The following is a 17,030-nucleotide window of genomic DNA, read 5'->3' as shown; positions in this document are numbered from 1 at the left end:
TTTGGTAACTTTGATTATGGCGTTAACCGAATTTATTTCCTACTTGTCCTTGGAAAAGAATTACTCTTCCCATACGGTAAATGCATACAAAAAAGACCTTCAAGATTTTCAAGAATTCTGTTCGGAAAGATATGAAGAACCGAACATTGATAATATAGGTTATCCTATAATAAGAAGTTGGATCGTATCCCTGTCCGAAAAGGATACATCCAATAGGACCATCAATAGAAAAATAGCATCCTTAAAGGCATATTATAAATTTCTTCAACGAACAGGTGAAATAGGAGTTACACCCTTGGCAAAGCACAAAGCTTTGAAAATGTCTAAAAAGATAGAGATTCCTTTTTCGGAACAAGAGATGAACCTCGTATTATCGTCCATAGCGTATTCAGATGATTTTGAAGGGAGTCGGGATAAATTAATAATTCACATTTTATATTGTACAGGAATGCGCAGGGCAGAGCTCATTAATCTCAAAATAAACGATTTTGACGATGCTGCCAATACCATAAAAGTTCTTGGAAAAAGAAACAAAGAGCGTATCATTCCCATACTAAATGAAACTAAGCAGTTATATGCGGAATATATTGCGAAGCGTAACAATCTGGAAAAAATACAGGATTTTGAATATATATTTCTCTCAAAATCTGGCAACAAAATGTATGAAACCCTTGTTTATAGAATTATAAATAAGTACTTTAATGATGTTTCTGCAAAGGTTAAAAAAAGCCCACATATATTGCGGCACACCTTTGCGACCCATTTATTGAACAAAGGGGCGGATTTGAATTCCGTGAAGGAACTATTGGGCCATTCCAGTTTGGCTTCTACACAAGTCTATACACATAATAGTATAGCAGAGCTTAAAAAGGTACATATGTCATCACATCCACGTAGTGGTAAAAAATAATTGTAACTGTTTAACCCGTCTTGATGATTTTTGTTAAGACATAAAATTTCTATCTATGAAAGTAAACGCACAATCCGTTAATTTCAATGCAGATGTGAAACTCATTAATTTTCTGCAGAGCAGAATGGACAAGCTCGAAAACGTTTATGATAAAGTCATAAGTTCAGATGTTTATTTAAAAGTGGAAAATACAAGCTCAAAAGAGAATAAGATAGTGGAAATTAAAGTGAATGTGCCCAGGAATAAATTTGTGGTGAAAAAACAATGTAAATCCTTTGAAGAAGCAGTAGATTCTGCCTGTAATTCTTTGGAAAGGAAGTTGATAAAAAGAAAGGAAAAATTACGGTTACATGCATGATGAAAATTTTTCAAATTTTATTTTGAATAAACAAATAAATCAATACATTTGCAGTCCGTTAGAAATAGCGGACTTTTTTATGCTTAAAAAGTGTAGAAAGTGCCGATGTAGCTCAGCTGGCTAGAGCAGCTGATTTGTAATCAGCAGGTCGTGGGTTCGAGTCCCTCCATCGGCTCGTAAGTTCTAAAAATACTGGTTATCGGGGGAGATACTCAAGCGGCCAACGAGGGCAGACTGTAAATCTGCTGACTACGTCTTCGCAGGTTCGAATCCTGCTCTCCCCACTTTAACATGTAAAAGAGGGCACTGGTATTTGAAATGTTGAATAATAAAATAAGCGGGAGTAGCTCAGTTGGTAGAGCGTCAGCCTTCCAAGCTGAATGTCGCCGGTTCGAACCCGGTCTCCCGCTCAAAACTTGAAGTTTAAGGTTTCAAGTACAAAAAGGTTTAAGTTTTTTGGGCTAAAACTTTAAACTCTAAACCTGGAACACAATACGCCGGTGTAGCTCAGGGGTAGAGCGTTTCCTTGGTAAGGAAGAGGTCACGAGTTCAAATCTCGTCATTGGCTCAATTAAGAATATATAAAGATTTTAATTTGACATCTTGATTTTGTTTTCTGCGAGTGACCAAGGTCACGCCTGCCCGACGGTAGGCAGTAGTTTAAATCTCGTCATTGGCTCAATTTAAGGCATAAATTTGTACACTAATATAAACTAAGATTAAAATTCAATAAAAATGGCAAAGGAAACTTTTGATCGTTCCAAACCGCACTTAAATATAGGTACCATTGGACACGTAGATCACGGTAAAACTACATTGACTGCAGCTATTACTGAAGTATTGGCAAACGCAGGACTTTCTGAAAAGAGAAGCTTCGATTCTATCGATAACGCTCCAGAAGAAAAGGAAAGAGGTATTACTATCAACACATCACACGTTGAATACCAAACTGCTAACCGTCACTATGCACACGTTGACTGTCCAGGTCACGCGGATTACGTAAAGAACATGGTAACGGGTGCTGCTCAGATGGACGGTGCTATCCTTGTTGTTGCTGCCACTGATGGTCCTATGCCACAAACTCGTGAGCACATCCTTTTAGGGCGCCAGGTTGGTATTCCTAGAATCGTTGTTTTCATGAACAAAGTTGACATGGTTGACGATGAGGAGCTTTTAGAGCTTGTTGAAATGGAAATCAGGGAATTGCTTTCTTTCTATGAGTATGATGGAGATAATGGTCCTGTTGTTGCTGGTTCGGCACTAGGTGCATTGAACGGTGAGCAAAAATGGGTTGACACCGTAATGAAGTTGATGGAAGAAGTTGATGCTTGGATCGAGCTTCCAAAAAGAGATGTTGATAAAGATTTCTTAATGCCCGTTGAAGATGTATTTACGATTACTGGTCGTGGTACTGTTGCAACTGGTCGTATAGAGACTGGTATTGCCAATACGGGTGATGCTGTTGATATCATTGGTATGGGTGCTGAGAAATTGGCTTCTACAATTACTGGTGTTGAAATGTTCCGTAAGATATTGGATAGAGGTGAAGCTGGGGATAACGTAGGTATCTTGTTGAGAGGTATTGAAAAATCTCAAATTAGCCGTGGAATGGTAATCTGTAAGCCAGGTTCTGTTAAGCCACACGCTAAATTTGAAGCTGAGGTGTATATCTTGAAAAAAGAAGAAGGTGGTCGTCATACACCATTCCATAACAACTACCGTCCACAGTTTTACGTAAGAACTACAGACGTAACGGGTAATATTGCTTTGCCAAGTGGAGTAGAAATGGTAATGCCTGGTGATAACTTGACCATTACTGTAGAGTTGATTCAGCCAATCGCATTGAGCGTAGGTCTTCGTTTTGCTATCCGTGAAGGTGGTAGGACTGTAGGAGCTGGTCAGGTCACTAAGATTTTAGATTAATCTTTCGGTATTAAATAGTGTTACATCTATAAGGGGTGTCCCGATTCATCGGGATACCTTTCGATGTAAATATAAACGGGTGTAGCTCAGTTGGTAGAGCACTGGTCTCCAAAACCAGGTGTCGGGAGTTCGAGTCTCTCCTCCCGTGCGTATTGAGATAAGGTATGAGACGAGAAGCCTGCCTGTCGGCAGACAGGTTTATCCCGAGCGGAGTTGAGGCAAGTTTCTCATTGTATGTCAAGAGTAAAAAGGAATACATGGTATTCCTTATAATATAAAATAGTTGAAATGTTTACATATATAAAAGAATCTTACGAGGAATTAAAGAACAATGTTACATTGCCTTCCCGTTCCGAGTCTTCTAACCTAATGGTGATAGTTGCCGTTTTTTCAATATTATTTGCATTGGCTACTTGGGGGGTTGACACTGTTTTTAGTAAGGTTATAAAGCTATATTTCAACAACGTTCTAAACTAATTCGAATCACTATGTCAGATGTATTAGAGAAAAAATGGTATGTGGTTAGGGCTGTTAGTGGGCAGGAGAATAAAATCAAGGGCTACATTGAGAGTGAAGTGGAGCGTCATGGTTTTTCCGATTATTTGGAAGACGTTTTGGTTCCTACCGAAAAGGTGATTCAAATTAGAAACGGAAAAAAAATAAATAAAGAGCGTACTTATTTTCCAGGATATATCATGGTGAAGGCCAATCTTGGGGGTGAAATGGTACATATTATACGGTCTATTACAAATGTGATCGGTTTCCTTGGTGAAACAAAAGGAGGTGATCCTGTGCCATTGCGTAAATCCGAGGTAAATAGAATGCTCGGTAAGGTTGATGAGTTGGCCGTGAATACGGATAGCGTTGCAATACCTTTCGTATTTGGTGAAACCGTAAAAGTAATCGATGGTCCTTTTAACGGATTTAACGGTACGGTAGAAAAAATTAATGAAGAAAAGCGTAAGCTAGAAGTGATGGTGAAGATTTTCGGGAGAAAAACACCATTGGAATTAAGCTATATGCAAGTAGAAAAGATTTAAAGATAATTGTTACATATTTAAAAGTTGTGTTGCTTCCATTGACACACTTTCAATTTAATTTTAAACAATGGCAAAAGAAGTAGGTAAAGTAGTTAAACTACAAGTTAGGGGAGGTGCAGCGAATCCGTCGCCACCGGTTGGACCCGCCTTAGGTGCTGCCGGCGTTAACATCATGGAGTTCTGTAAGCAGTTTAATGCACGTACACAGGACAAACCCGGAAAGGTTTTACCAGTTGTTATCACGGTTTACAAAGACAAGTCGTTTGACTTCGTTGTAAAAACACCACCAGCGGCAGTTCAGCTATTGGAAGCAGCTAAGATTAAAAAAGGATCTGGCGAACCTAACAGAGTTAAATTAGGTAGTGTAACCTGGGACCAAATCAAGGCAATAGCCGAGGATAAAATGGTTGACCTTAACGCATTTACGGTAGAATCTGCAATGAGTATGATTGCAGGCACTGCACGATCAATGGGTATGAAGGTGGCAGGCAAAAGACCTTTTTAAAATCTTAAAAAGCAATTAAATGGCAAAGTTGACAAAAAAGCAAAAAGAAGCCAATTCTAAAATTGAAAAAGACAGATTATATTCTGTAGAGGAGGCTTCCGCTTTAGTAAAAGAGATAACTAATACAAAATTTGATGCATCCATAGATTTGGCTGTTCGTTTGGGAGTAGACCCTAGAAAAGCAAATCAAATGGTACGTGGAGTGGTAACCTTGCCCCATGGAACCGGTAAAGATGTGAAAGTTTTGGCTTTAGTGACCCCGGATAAAGAAGCGGAGGCGAAGGATGCCGGCGCGGATTATGTTGGGTTGGATGAGTATTTGGAGAAAATTAAAGGCGGTTGGACAGATGTAGATGTTATCATCACCATGCCAAGCGTTATGGGTAAATTAGGACCTTTGGGACGTGTTTTAGGACCTAGAGGATTAATGCCCAATCCAAAAACAGGAACTGTAACTATGGATGTTGCCAAAGCGGTATCCGAAGTAAAGGCAGGTAAAATAGATTTTAAGGTTGATAAAACTGGAATAGTTCATGCCGCTGTAGGTAAAGCTTCTTTTTCCGCTGATAAAATTGCAGGTAATGCAAGGGAATTATTGGAAACATTGAACAAAATGAAGCCAACGGCAGCTAAAGGCGTTTACATGAAGAGTGTTTTCATGTCAAGTACCATGAGCCCCAGTGTCCAACTAGACCCAAAATCAGTTTAATACAACTGCTAGTTAATAATTTACATTATGACAAGAGAAGAAAAAGCAACGGTTATAGAAGATTTGACTTCGCAGTTAGCGGATAATGCTACCATTTATTTAGCAGATATCTCCGGTTTGGATGCAGGAACAACCTCTGATTTAAGGAGAGCTTGTTTTAAGGCCAATATTAAACTGTCCGTGGTCAAAAATACCTTGCTTGCAAAAGCAATGGAAGCCTCTGAAAAGGAGTTCGGAGAACTTCCGGAAGTATTGAAAGGGAATACCTCTTTAATGTTTTCGGAAGTAGGAAACGCTCCTGCAAAGCTGATTAAAAGTTTTAGAAAAAAATCTGAAAAACCTTTATTAAAGGGAGCTTTTGTAGAAGAGGCAATTTACATAGGTGATGAAAATTTGGATACGCTCGTGAGCATCAAGTCCAAGGAAGAAATGATTGGCGAAATTATTGGATTGTTACAATCCCCGGCCAAAAATGTTATTTCTGGACTTAAATCTGGTGGCAGTAAGCTGTCAGGAATCCTAAAAACATTATCTGAAAAATAAGTACGCACTAAAAACTAAGTATATTTTAAAAATTTTTATTAAACGATAGAAAATGGCAGATTTAAAAGATTTCGCAGAACAATTGGTTAACCTTACGGTAAAAGAAGTAAATGAGTTGGCTGATATATTAAAAGATGAATATGGTATTGAGCCTGCTGCTGCTGCAGTAGCTGTTGCTGCTGGTGGTGGAGCCGCTGAAGGTGGTGAAGCAGCTGAGGAAAAATCAGAATTCGATGTAATTTTGAAAGCAGCTGGAGCTTCTAAGTTAGCAGTGGTTAAATTGGTTAAGGAATTGACCGGTTTAGGATTGAAAGATGCTAAGGATATTGTTGATAGTGCACCTAAAGCTGTAAAAGAAGGTGTAGCTAAAGACGAGGCCGAAGGAATCAAAAAATCATTAGAGGAAGCAGGAGCAGAAGTTGAGCTTAAATAATAGCAACGACAATAGTCCCGAAGCTTCGGGAGGTTTAGGTCTTTTCGCTTTTTGCGGTTAGACCTAAGCCTTTTTATAGAATTAGGTATATGAAGCTGTATACCGCCCATTAGTACTCACGATCAAAACACTGTCCGTAGATGTTCACAAATCAGACTGAAAGAATAAATTTCGCTTCGGCCAAGAATACTCCAAACTACCCGGATTTCTTGGATATTCAGATTAAATCATTTCAAGACTTTTTTCAACTTGAGACCAAATCTGACGAAAGGGGAGATGAAGGTTTGTACAATACCTTCATGGAAAACTTCCCGATAACTGATACCAGAAATCAGTTTGTACTAGAATTTTTGGATTATTTCATAGACCCACCAAGATATTCCATTCAGGAGTGTATCGAAAGAGGTCTTACCTATAGTGTTCCGTTAAAGGCACGTTTAAAATTATACTGTACCGATCCCGAGCACGAGGATTTTGAAACAATCGTTCAGGATGTGTATTTAGGTACTATACCCTACATGACGCCCAGCGGTACTTTCGTTATCAATGGTGCGGAACGCGTAGTGGTATCTCAATTACATCGTTCTCCAGGGGTTTTCTTTGGGCAGTCTTTCCACGCTAATGGAACTAAACTATATTCTGCAAGGGTAATTCCTTTTAAAGGTTCTTGGATAGAATTTGCTACCGATATCAATGGCGTAATGTATGCTTATATCGATAGAAAGAAAAAATTACCGGTTACTACCTTGTTTAGGGCTATTGGTTTTGAGCGAGACAAGGACATTTTAGAAATTTTTGACCTTTCTGAAGAGGTTAAGGTTTCCAATGCCGGACTTAAAAAAGTAATGGGCCGTAAGTTGGCCGCAAGGGTATTGAACACTTGGCACGAGGATTTTGTGGATGAAGATACGGGTGAGGTTGTATCCATAGAGCGAAACGAAATTATTTTGGATAGGGATACGATTCTTGAAAAAGAGCATATCGCACAAATTATCGATGCTGACGTAAAGACCATCCTTTTACATAAAGAAAATAATGCGCAGTCTGATTATGCCATTATTCACAACACGCTTCAAAAGGATCCAACAAATTCCGAAAAGGAAGCTGTTGAACATATTTACCGTCAATTACGTAATGCGGAGCCGCCAGATGAGGAAACGGCACGTGGTATTATTGACAAGTTGTTCTTCTCAGATCAGCGTTACAACTTAGGTGAGGTTGGTCGTTATAGAATGAATAAAAAATTACAGTTGGATATTGGAATGGACAAGCAGGTCTTGACCAAGGAAGATATCATAACGATTATCAAATATTTGATTGAGCTAATCAACTCTAAAGCAGAGATTGATGATATTGATCACCTTTCCAACCGTCGTGTAAGAACAGTAGGTGAACAGTTATCTTCTCAGTTCGGTGTTGGTCTGGCGCGTATGGCACGTACGATTCGTGAGCGAATGAACGTTCGTGATAACGAGGTGTTTACACCAATTGATTTGATCAATGCGAAGACACTTTCTTCCGTGATCAACTCGTTCTTTGGTACAAACCAGTTATCTCAGTTTATGGACCAAACAAATCCATTGGCAGAGATTACGCACAAAAGAAGATTATCGGCATTGGGACCTGGCGGACTTTCAAGAGAAAGAGCTGGTTTTGAGGTACGTGATGTACATTATACGCACTATGGTCGTCTTTGTCCCATTGAAACACCTGAAGGGCCAAATATCGGTCTTATTTCTTCACTTTCGGTATTTGCCAAAGTAAACCCTATGGGCTTCTTGGAGACTCCTTATCGCAAAGTTGATAATGCCAAAGTAAATACTGAGGAGTATATCTACTTAAGTGCTGAAGAAGAAGAAGGGATGAAAATTGCGCAAGCGAATATCCCTTTAAAAGAGAATGGTCAAATAGACACGGATAAAGTAATTGCAAGGGAAGAAGGGGATTTTCCTGTAGTGGAACCCTCTGAGATTCAATACACGGATGTTGCTCCTAACCAAATTGCTTCTATTTCTGCATCATTGATTCCATTTTTGGAGCATGATGATGCGAACCGTGCTTTGATGGGATCTAACATGATGCGTCAAGCCGTCCCATTGTTAAAGCCACAATCTCCGATTGTAGGTACTGGTTTGGAAAGACAAGTTGCCTCGGATTCCAGAGTGTTGATCAATGCGGAAGGAGATGGAGTTATTGAATATGTAGATTCGCAAAAAATTACGATTAAATATAATCGTACGGACGCAGAACGATTAATAAGTTTTGATGAAGACCAAAAAACGTATTCTTTGGTTAAGTTCAGAAAAACAAACCAAGGTACGAGCATCAACCTTAAACCAATCGTTAAGATTGGGGACAAGGTTAAGAAGGGCCAAGTGCTTTGTGAAGGTTATGCGACTGAAAAAGGAGAATTGGCATTGGGTAGAAACCTTACCGTTGCTTTCATGCCATGGAAAGGGTATAATTTTGAGGATGCGATTGTAATTTCTGAAAAAGTGGTTCGCGAGGACATCTTTACCTCTATCCACGTAGATGAATATTCATTGGAGGTTCGTGACACCAAATTGGGTGCAGAGGAATTAACACATGATATCCCAAACGTATCGGAAGAAGCTACAAAAGACCTCGACGAAAACGGAATGATTCGTATTGGTGCGGAAGTGAAGCCTGGAGATATATTAATAGGTAAGATTACTCCTAAAGGGGAGTCTGATCCTACTCCGGAAGAAAAACTGCTTCGTGCCATTTTTGGCGATAAGGCGGGAGATGTAAAAGACGCTTCTTTGAAAGCTTCGCCATCTTTAAGAGGAGTTGTTATCGAGAAGAAATTATTCTCAAGGTCTGTCAAGGATAAGCGTAAGCGTTCCGAAGATAAAGAAGAACTTTCAAAATTGGAATTGGAATATGAAGTGAAATTTCAAGAATTGAAAGATGTTTTGGTTGAAAAACTGTTCACTTTGGTAAATGGGAAAACATCTCAAGGGGTGTTGAACGATTTAGGTGAAGAGGTACTGCCAAAAGGGAAGAAGTACACGATGAAGATGTTGAATTCCGTTGATGACTTTGCGCACTTGGTAGGCGGAAGTTGGACTACGGATAAAGACACGAACACATCGGTAGCTGATTTACTCCATAATTACAAGATCAAACTGAACGATCTTCAAGGTAACTTAAGAAGGGATAAATTCACGATTTCAGTAGGAGATGAATTGCCTGCGGGAATCATGAAATTAGCCAAGGTCTATATCGCTAAAAAACGTAAGTTAAAAGTTGGTGATAAAATGGCAGGTCGTCATGGTAACAAGGGTATTGTTTCTAGAATTGTACGTCAAGAAGATATGCCGTTCTTGGAAGATGGAACTCCTGTGGATATCGTTTTGAACCCACTAGGTGTACCATCCCGTATGAACATCGGTCAAATTTATGAGACGGTATTGGGTTGGGCCGGCCTAAAGCTGGGCAGGAAATACGCAACGCCAATTTTTGATGGTGCTACTATAGACGAAATCAACGCATACACAGATGAAGCCGGAATCCCAAGATATGGTCATACTTACTTGTATGATGGTGGAACAGGACAGCGTTTTGATCAACCTGCCACGGTTGGGGTGATTTACATGTTGAAATTGGGCCACATGGTTGACGATAAGATGCACGCTCGTTCTATAGGTCCTTACTCATTGATTACGCAACAACCATTAGGTGGTAAAGCACAATTTGGTGGTCAGCGTTTCGGAGAGATGGAAGTTTGGGCACTTGAGGCGTATGGAGCATCCGCAACATTGCGTGAAATTTTAACGGTGAAATCGGATGACGTCATCGGAAGGGCTAAAACGTACGAATCTATCGTGAAGGGCGAAACAATGCCAGAACCTGGTTTGCCAGAATCTTTCAACGTATTAATGCACGAGCTTAAGGGATTAGGTTTGGATATTAGACTTGAAGAATAATAATAGTTTTATAGAACTATTCAGTATAAAATTAAAATCATTATCAGCACGCTATTATGGCAAGAATTAAAGATAATAATCCAATAAAAAGGTTTGATAAAATTTCTATCGGTTTGTCTTCTCCAGAAGCAATTTTGGCAGAGTCGAGAGGTGAGGTTTTAAAACCTGAAACCATTAACTATAGAACGCACAAACCGGAACGTGACGGTCTTTTCTGTGAGCGAATCTTCGGTCCGGTAAAAGATTACGAATGTGCCTGCGGAAAATATAAGCGTATTCGTTACCGCGGTATCGTTTGTGACCGTTGTGGTGTTGAAGTAACGGAGAAAAAAGTACGTAGAGATAGGGTAGGACACATTAATTTGGTAGTGCCCGTAGCGCATATTTGGTATTTCCGTTCCCTTCCTAATAAAATAGGATATTTACTCGGATTGCCGTCCAAGAAATTGGATATGATTATTTACTACGAACGTTACGTGGTCATCCAACCCGGTATTGCCAAGGGACCTGAAGGCGAGGAAATTAATAAAATGGATTTCTTGACCGAGGAAGAGTACCTCAATATTTTGGAGTCGATTCCCCAAGAAAATCAATATTTAGAGGATTCCGACCCAAATAAGTTTATTGCTAAAATGGGGGCTGAGTGTCTGATTGATTTGTTGGCTCGAATCGATTTAAAAGAACTGTCGTTCAGTTTGCGCCACAAAGCAAATACCGAAACTTCAAAACAAAGAAAGACCGAAGCTTTAAAACGTCTTCAAGTTGTTGAGGCACTACGAGAGTCACAGGAAAACAGGGAAAATCTCCCTGAATGGATGATTATGAAAGTAATCCCAGTCATTCCACCAGAATTACGTCCGTTGGTGCCATTGGATGGGGGTCGTTTTGCGACTTCGGATTTGAACGATTTGTACAGAAGGGTTATTATTAGAAATAATCGTTTAAAGCGATTGGTTGAAATCAAAGCGCCAGAGGTAATTTTACGTAATGAAAAACGTATGCTTCAGGAAGCTGTGGATTCTCTTTTTGATAATACGAGAAAAGCTTCTGCCGTTAAGACAGAATCAAATAGACCTTTAAAATCACTTTCGGATTCTTTAAAAGGAAAGCAAGGTCGTTTCCGTCAAAACTTATTGGGTAAACGTGTGGATTACTCGGCACGTTCCGTAATTGTGGTTGGACCGGAAATGAAACTGTACGAATGTGGACTTCCAAAGGATATGGCCGCAGAATTGTACAAGCCTTTTGTTATTCGTAAATTAATAGAAAGAGGTATCGTAAAGACGGTAAAATCAGCTAAGAAAATAATAGATAAAAAAGAGCCAGTAGTTTGGGATATTCTTGAAAATGTATTGAAAGGGCACCCAGTATTGTTGAACCGTGCCCCTACATTGCACAGATTGGGTATTCAAGCATTCCAGCCAAAGCTTATTGAGGGTAAAGCGATTCGTTTACACCCATTGGTTTGTACTGCATTTAATGCGGATTTTGATGGTGACCAGATGGCAGTTCATTTACCATTAGGGCCCGAAGCTATTTTGGAAGCTCAATTATTGATGTTGGCATCTCACAACATTTTGAATCCTGCAAACGGTTCACCGATTACAGTTCCTTCTCAGGATATGGTCTTGGGACTATATTATATGACCAAAGAGCGTAAGTCTACTAAAGAAGTTCCTATCAAAGGTGAAGGATTAACCTTTTATTCTGCGGAGGAAGTAGAAATAGCCTTTAATGAAGGAATGGTGGATTTGAACGCCGGTATAAAGGTAAGAGCCAAGGATTTTAATGAAGAAGGAGAGTTGGTAAATCAAATCATACCAACTACCGTGGGTAGGGTTCTTTTCAATATGGAAGTACCGGAAGCCGCAGGTTATATCAACCAAGTATTGAATAAAAAGGCATTGCGTGATATCATTGGTGATATTTTGGCTGTGACCGATGTGCCTTCAACGGCCGATTTCTTAGATAAGATTAAGACTATGGGATACGAATTCGCCTTTAAAGGTGGTCTTTCCTTTAGTTTAGGAGATATTATTATCCCTGCTGAAAAGCATGATATGATTAACGAAGCCAATGGTCAAGTTGATAATATAATGGCAAATTATAATATGGGCCTTATTACCAATAACGAGCGTTACAATCAAGTAATTGATGTGTGGACATCCACAAATGCGATGCTGACGGAATTGGCCATGAAGCGTATTCGAGAAGATCAGCAAGGATTTAACTCTGTGTATATGATGTTGGATTCCGGTGCAAGGGGTTCAAAGGAACAAATTCGCCAATTGACCGGTATGCGTGGATTAATGGCAAAGCCTAAAAAATCTACTGCTGGTGGCGGTGAGATTATAGAAAACCCTATTCTTTCCAATTTTAAGGAAGGGTTGTCCATTTTGGAATATTTTATCTCCACACACGGTGCACGTAAAGGTCTTGCGGATACAGCCTTGAAGACTGCGGATGCAGGATACTTGACAAGACGTTTGGTAGACGTTTCCCAGGATGTTATCATTAATATTGAAGATTGTGAGACGCTAAGAGGAGTAGAGGTAGAGGCACTGAAGAAGAATGAAGAAATAGTGGAGACGCTCGGAGAGCGAATCTTAGGCCGCGTTTCTTTACATGATGTGTACGATCCAATAACAGAGGAATTATTACTTTCTGCAGGTCAGGAAATAATGGAGTCCGATGTAAAGAAAGTTGAGAATTCTCCAATAGAGAAAATAGAAGTACGTTCCGCATTGACCTGTGAGGCCCAAAAGGGAATCTGTGCCAAATGTTATGGTAGAAATTTATCTACCAATAAAATGGTACAACGAGGAGAAGCAGTAGGTGTCGTTGCTGCGCAATCTATTGGTGAGCCAGGAACACAGTTGACGCTGCGTACCTTCCACGTGGGTGGTATTGCGGGTAACATTTCCGAAGAAAACAAACTTGAAGTTAAGTTTGCCGGTGTTGCGGAAATTGAGGATATGAGAACGGTCAAAAGTGAGGATGCCGATGGGAAACCGACAGATATCGTAATTTCTAGGACTTCTGAGATAAAGGTTGTGGACCCAAAAACGGGAATTACGTTAAGTACCAATAACATTCCTTACGGTTCGCAATTGTTCATAAAAGATGGTGCCAAGGTTTCCAAAGGGGATGTAGTTTGTTCATGGGATCCATACAACGGTGTTATCGTTTCCGAGTTCCCAGGTAAGATTGCCTACGAGAATATTGAACAAGGTGTTACGTATCAAGTAGAAATCGATGAGCAAACAGGTTTCCAAGAAAAAGTTATCTCTGAATCTAGAAACAAGAAGTTGATACCAACATTATTGATTCAAGATGCCAAGGGAGAAACATTACGTTCTTATAACTTGCCTGTTGGATCGCATATTATGGTTGATGATGGTGATAAAATCAAGGAAGGTAAAATCTTGGTGAAAATTCCACGTAAATCTGCAAAAGCAGGTGATATTACAGGTGGTCTGCCAAGAGTAACGGAGTTGTTCGAAGCACGTAATCCGTCTAATCCTGCTGTTGTTTCAGAGATTGATGGGGTCGTTTCTTTTGGAAAAATCAAAAGGGGTAATCGTGAAATCATTATTGAATCAAAATTAGGGGAAATCAAGAAATACTTGGTAAAACTATCCAATCAGATCTTGGTTCAGGAGAATGATTACGTAAGAGCGGGAATGCCATTGTCCGATGGTTCCATTACTCCGGAAGATATTTTGGCAATCAAAGGACCTTCAGCCGTACAACAATACTTGGTAAATGAGGTACAGGAAGTATATCGTTTGCAAGGGGTGAAAATTAATGATAAGCATTTTGAGGTTGTTGTAAGACAGATGATGCGTAAGGTGAGAATTGTAGATCCGGGAGATACTATTTTCTTGGAAAACCAATTAATCCACAAGGATGACTTTATTCAAGAAAATGATGAAATTTTCGGTAAGAAAGTGGTCATGGAACCAGGCGATTCAGAAAACCTTAAAGCAGGTCAAATTGTTACTCCACGAGAGTTAAGGGATGAAAATTCTTTATTGAGACGTGCAGATAAAAACCTTGTTGATGCTAGAGATGCTGTCGCAGCGACTGCAACCCCAATACTGCAAGGTATTACAAGGGCATCGCTTCAGACAAAATCATTTATATCTGCGGCATCCTTCCAAGAAACGACCAAAGTATTGAACGAAGCTGCGGTGAGCGGTAAAGTAGATACGTTGGAAGGTCTGAAGGAAAATGTAATCGTAGGACATAAGATACCGGCAGGTACCGGTATGAGAGACTATGACAATATTATTGTTGGATCTAAAGAGGAGTATGATGAGATAATGGCCAGAAAAGAGGCCTTAAGATTTTAAAAAACAAGCCCCCTTTATTGGGGGTTTATTTTTTGATATTAAATTTTTAAGTACAATGAGTGAAAATAACAAGCAAAATCAAAAGCAGATAAACATAGAGTTGGACGAAAAAACAGCAGAGGGGATTTATTCCAATTTAGCCATTATAAATCATTCGGTCTCGGAATTTGTTGTAGATTTTATTAGTATGATGCCCGGAGCTCCCAAAGCAAAGGTTAAAAGTAGAATTGTATTGACACCACAGCATGCAAAGAAATTTTTAAAAGCTTTAAATGATAATGTCAATAGATTTGAAAAAGCTCACGGGACCATTAAGGATTATGAGCAGCCCGCGATTCCTCTCAATTTTGGACCAACGGGAGAGGCATAATAAAAAAGCCAGCTTTTTCAGCTGGCTTTTTTATTAATCGAACTCCGAGGTAAAATGAAGCTTTACCGATGGATATTTTTGTTGTGTCATTTGAAGTGAAAACTGCGAGTCTGCCAAGAAAACCAGTTTTCCGGATTTGTCTTTTGCCAAGAATTTCGATTTTATCCTAAGAAATTCTTTATACTCTTCGTTTTTGACATCTTCTGCTTCAATCCAACAAGCTTTGTAGACAGGAAAATTTTCATAGTTACATTTGGCACCGTATTCATGTTCTAAGCGGTATTGAATTACTTCAAATTGTAATGCACCTACCGTCCCTATAATTTTTCTACCGTTAAGTTCAAGTGTAAACAATTGCGCTACTCCTTCGTCCATCAGCTGATCAATGCCCTTATAAAGCTGTTTGGCTTTCATTGGGTCGGCATTGTTAATATACCTGAAATGTTCTGGGGAAAAACTTGGGATTCCTTTATAATGGAGTGATTCGCCTTGCGTTAGCGTATCTCCAATCTTAAAATTTCCTGTATCATGAAGCCCAACGATATCCCCTGGATAAGAAATATCTACAATTTCTTTTTTCTCGGCAAAAAAAGCGTTCGGACTGGAAAATTTCAATTTTTTGTCTTGCCGTACATGGAGATAAGGTTTATTTCTTTCAAAAGTTCCAGATACGATTTTCACAAAGGCCAATCTGTCTCTATGCTTGGGATCCATATTTGCATGGATTTTAAAAACGAATCCGGTCATTTCCTTCTCATTTGCCTTTACCAAACGCTCTTCGGCCATTTTTGATTTAGGCGGTGGCGCAATTTCGATAAAGCAGTCCAAGAGTTCTCTCACACCAAAATTATTTAGTGCCGAACCGAAAAAAACAGGTTGTTGCTTCCCTTCGAGATAAGCTTCTTTGTCAAATTCTGGATAAACGCCCCAAACTAGATCAAGGTTATCCCTTAAATCTTGTGCGGCATTTTCTCCGATTATTTTCTCTAATTCAGAATTTTCAATAGTATCAAAGGCGATGGTTTCTTCAATATTTTTTTTGCTGTCCCCGCTAAAAAGGTTAATGTTCTTCTCGTAAATATTATAAATTCCTTTAAAATCATAACCCATCCCTATGGGAAAGCTTAGAGGGGTAACGGAAAGATTCAGTTTCTGTTCCAATTCATCCAATAAATCAAACGCATCCTGACCTTCGCGGTCTAATTTATTAATAAAAACTAGCATTGGAATGTTACGCATCCTACAAACTTCAACCAACTTCACAGTTTGTTCTTCAACACCTTTAGCAACATCAATTACCACAATGACACTGTCAACGGCGGTTAATGTTCTAAAAGTATCTTCTGCAAAGTCCTTATGTCCTGGAGTATCAAGAATATTTATTTTTTTATCCTTGTAAATAAAGGCAAGAACAGAGGTGGCTACAGAAATACCTCTTTGGCGTTCAATCTCCATGAAGTCACTGGTAGCTGTTTTTTTTATTTTATTGTTCTTGACAGCACCTGCTTCTTGAATGGCTCCTCCAAACAATAATAATTTTTCCGTTAACGTAGTTTTACCGGCATCAGGGTGGGAAATTATTCCAAAAGTTCTTCTTTTATCTATCTGTTCCTTAAATGTCATTCCAACAAATTTTTGCAAAAATAGGTAAATGATAGTTTGTATTTAAATGAAACGGAAGGCATAAAAATTTCAAAAAATTGTAGATGAAAATTATAGGTACAAGAAATTATTTTTAACATTTATTTATACTTCCGTAATCCTTTTATCGAAAAAATGCGTAAATCAAAAAGTAGAAATTTAGTAAGATATTGTAGTTCATCGATTAAACATTCTATTCAAAGTAAATATTGATTTTATGCGCTAGAAACAATTTGAGTATTGCAATATTAAAATTATCTTGCATCGTATTTTATAAGAAACCCCACATCTTA

General features: G+C 39.0%; 13 protein-coding genes and 5 tRNA genes. 17 read left to right on the top strand and 1 reads right to left on the bottom strand.

Going from position 1 to position 17,030, the window contains the following annotated elements; all coding sequences use genetic code 11:
• Nucleotides 1-16: 16 nt before the first annotated feature.
• From ACKWBX_RS16600 to ACKWBX_RS16520, 17 genes are all read left to right on the top strand, one after another.
• Nucleotides 17-910 carry a tyrosine-type recombinase/integrase gene (locus tag ACKWBX_RS16600; RefSeq protein WP_413969845.1) on the top strand — a complete coding sequence of 298 codons (894 nt, stop codon included), beginning with the start codon at nucleotides 17-19 and terminating at the stop codon, nucleotides 908-910.
• Between the two features lie 55 nt (nucleotides 911-965).
• Nucleotides 966-1,268, top strand: coding sequence for a ribosome hibernation-promoting factor, HPF/YfiA family (gene hpf / locus ACKWBX_RS16595; protein WP_413969844.1), 303 nt, complete (start codon nucleotides 966-968; stop codon nucleotides 1,266-1,268).
• Nucleotides 1,269-1,369: 101 nt separating this feature from the next.
• Nucleotides 1,370-1,443 (top strand) — tRNA-Thr (locus ACKWBX_RS16590).
• 27 nt (nucleotides 1,444-1,470) lie between these two features.
• A tRNA-Tyr gene (locus ACKWBX_RS16585) sits at nucleotides 1,471-1,552 on the top strand.
• A gap of 53 nt (nucleotides 1,553-1,605) precedes the next feature.
• Nucleotides 1,606-1,678 (top strand) — tRNA-Gly (locus tag ACKWBX_RS16580).
• 86 nt (nucleotides 1,679-1,764) lie between these two features.
• Nucleotides 1,765-1,836: transfer RNA gene (locus tag ACKWBX_RS16575), tRNA-Thr, on the top strand.
• A 167-nt stretch (nucleotides 1,837-2,003) separates the two neighbouring features.
• The gene (tuf, locus tag ACKWBX_RS16570; RefSeq protein ID WP_413969843.1) at nucleotides 2,004-3,191 is read left to right on the top strand and encodes an elongation factor Tu; all 1,188 of its coding nucleotides are present in this window, start codon (nucleotides 2,004-2,006) and stop codon (nucleotides 3,189-3,191) included.
• Nucleotides 3,192-3,266: 75 nt separating this feature from the next.
• Nucleotides 3,267-3,339, top strand: a tRNA-Trp gene (locus ACKWBX_RS16565).
• A gap of 140 nt (nucleotides 3,340-3,479) precedes the next feature.
• Nucleotides 3,480-3,668 (top strand): preprotein translocase subunit SecE, encoded by a 189-nt coding sequence (secE, locus tag ACKWBX_RS16560; RefSeq protein WP_413969842.1) that lies wholly within the window; start codon nucleotides 3,480-3,482, stop codon nucleotides 3,666-3,668.
• Nucleotides 3,669-3,679: 11 nt separating this feature from the next.
• Nucleotides 3,680-4,231, top strand: coding sequence for a transcription termination/antitermination protein NusG (gene nusG, locus ACKWBX_RS16555; RefSeq protein ID WP_413969841.1), 552 nt, complete (start codon nucleotides 3,680-3,682; stop codon nucleotides 4,229-4,231).
• Nucleotides 4,232-4,298: 67 nt separating this feature from the next.
• On the top strand, nucleotides 4,299-4,736 hold the full coding sequence (gene rplK / locus ACKWBX_RS16550) for a 50S ribosomal protein L11 (RefSeq protein ID WP_099574512.1): 438 nt from the start codon (nucleotides 4,299-4,301) through the stop codon (nucleotides 4,734-4,736).
• A gap of 19 nt (nucleotides 4,737-4,755) precedes the next feature.
• A complete protein-coding gene (gene rplA / locus ACKWBX_RS16545) occupies nucleotides 4,756-5,445 on the top strand; it encodes a 50S ribosomal protein L1 (protein WP_413969840.1) in 690 nt (229 codons plus the stop codon).
• A gap of 27 nt (nucleotides 5,446-5,472) precedes the next feature.
• Nucleotides 5,473-5,988 carry a 50S ribosomal protein L10 gene (gene rplJ / locus ACKWBX_RS16540; protein WP_413969839.1) on the top strand — a complete coding sequence of 172 codons (516 nt, stop codon included), beginning with the start codon at nucleotides 5,473-5,475 and terminating at the stop codon, nucleotides 5,986-5,988.
• A gap of 52 nt (nucleotides 5,989-6,040) precedes the next feature.
• Nucleotides 6,041-6,421 (top strand): 50S ribosomal protein L7/L12, encoded by a 381-nt coding sequence (rplL, locus tag ACKWBX_RS16535; RefSeq protein ID WP_167961641.1) that lies wholly within the window; start codon nucleotides 6,041-6,043, stop codon nucleotides 6,419-6,421.
• Nucleotides 6,422-6,561: 140 nt separating this feature from the next.
• Entirely contained in the window at nucleotides 6,562-10,371 is a 3,810-nt protein-coding gene (gene rpoB / locus ACKWBX_RS16530) for a DNA-directed RNA polymerase subunit beta (protein ID WP_413969838.1), read from the top strand.
• Nucleotides 10,372-10,427: 56 nt separating this feature from the next.
• A complete protein-coding gene (gene rpoC, locus ACKWBX_RS16525) occupies nucleotides 10,428-14,726 on the top strand; it encodes a DNA-directed RNA polymerase subunit beta' (RefSeq protein WP_413969837.1) in 4,299 nt (1,432 codons plus the stop codon).
• Between the two features lie 55 nt (nucleotides 14,727-14,781).
• Complete coding sequence (locus ACKWBX_RS16520) at nucleotides 14,782-15,096, top strand: DUF3467 domain-containing protein (RefSeq protein WP_413969836.1); 315 nt, start codon at nucleotides 14,782-14,784, stop codon at nucleotides 15,094-15,096.
• A 33-nt stretch (nucleotides 15,097-15,129) separates the two neighbouring features.
• Here ACKWBX_RS16520 and ACKWBX_RS16515 read toward each other — a convergent pair whose 3' ends face one another.
• Nucleotides 15,130-16,719, bottom strand: coding sequence for a peptide chain release factor 3 (locus ACKWBX_RS16515; protein WP_413969835.1), 1,590 nt, complete (start codon nucleotides 16,717-16,719; stop codon nucleotides 15,130-15,132).
• Nucleotides 16,720-17,030 lie beyond the last annotated feature (311 nt).

This window comes from Maribacter algae, assembly GCF_047345745.1.
Classification (GTDB): Bacteria; Bacteroidota; Bacteroidia; order Flavobacteriales; family Flavobacteriaceae; genus Maribacter.
This window is presented reverse-complemented; position numbering and strand designations above follow the sequence as displayed.

What these genes read in the sequence shown, in the direction of transcription:
- ACKWBX_RS16600 (WP_413969845.1), top strand. Translation starts at nt 17, where the DNA reads ATGGCGTTAACCGAATTTATTTCCTACTTGTCCTTGGAAAAGAATTAC.
- hpf (WP_413969844.1), top strand. Translation starts at nt 966, where the DNA reads ATGAAAGTAAACGCACAATCCGTTAATTTCAATGCAGATGTGAAACTC.
- tuf (WP_413969843.1), top strand. Translation starts at nt 2,004, where the DNA reads ATGGCAAAGGAAACTTTTGATCGTTCCAAACCGCACTTAAATATAGGT.
- secE (WP_413969842.1), top strand. Translation starts at nt 3,480, where the DNA reads ATGTTTACATATATAAAAGAATCTTACGAGGAATTAAAGAACAATGTT.
- nusG (WP_413969841.1), top strand. Translation starts at nt 3,680, where the DNA reads ATGTCAGATGTATTAGAGAAAAAATGGTATGTGGTTAGGGCTGTTAGT.
- rplK (WP_099574512.1), top strand. Translation starts at nt 4,299, where the DNA reads ATGGCAAAAGAAGTAGGTAAAGTAGTTAAACTACAAGTTAGGGGAGGT.
- rplA (WP_413969840.1), top strand. Translation starts at nt 4,756, where the DNA reads ATGGCAAAGTTGACAAAAAAGCAAAAAGAAGCCAATTCTAAAATTGAA.
- rplJ (WP_413969839.1), top strand. Translation starts at nt 5,473, where the DNA reads ATGACAAGAGAAGAAAAAGCAACGGTTATAGAAGATTTGACTTCGCAG.
- rplL (WP_167961641.1), top strand. Translation starts at nt 6,041, where the DNA reads ATGGCAGATTTAAAAGATTTCGCAGAACAATTGGTTAACCTTACGGTA.
- rpoB (WP_413969838.1), top strand. Translation starts at nt 6,562, where the DNA reads ATGTTCACAAATCAGACTGAAAGAATAAATTTCGCTTCGGCCAAGAAT.
- rpoC (WP_413969837.1), top strand. Translation starts at nt 10,428, where the DNA reads ATGGCAAGAATTAAAGATAATAATCCAATAAAAAGGTTTGATAAAATT.
- ACKWBX_RS16520 (WP_413969836.1), top strand. Translation starts at nt 14,782, where the DNA reads ATGAGTGAAAATAACAAGCAAAATCAAAAGCAGATAAACATAGAGTTG.
- ACKWBX_RS16515 (WP_413969835.1), bottom strand. Translation starts at nt 16,719, where the DNA reads ATGACATTTAAGGAACAGATAGATAAAAGAAGAACTTTTGGAATAATT.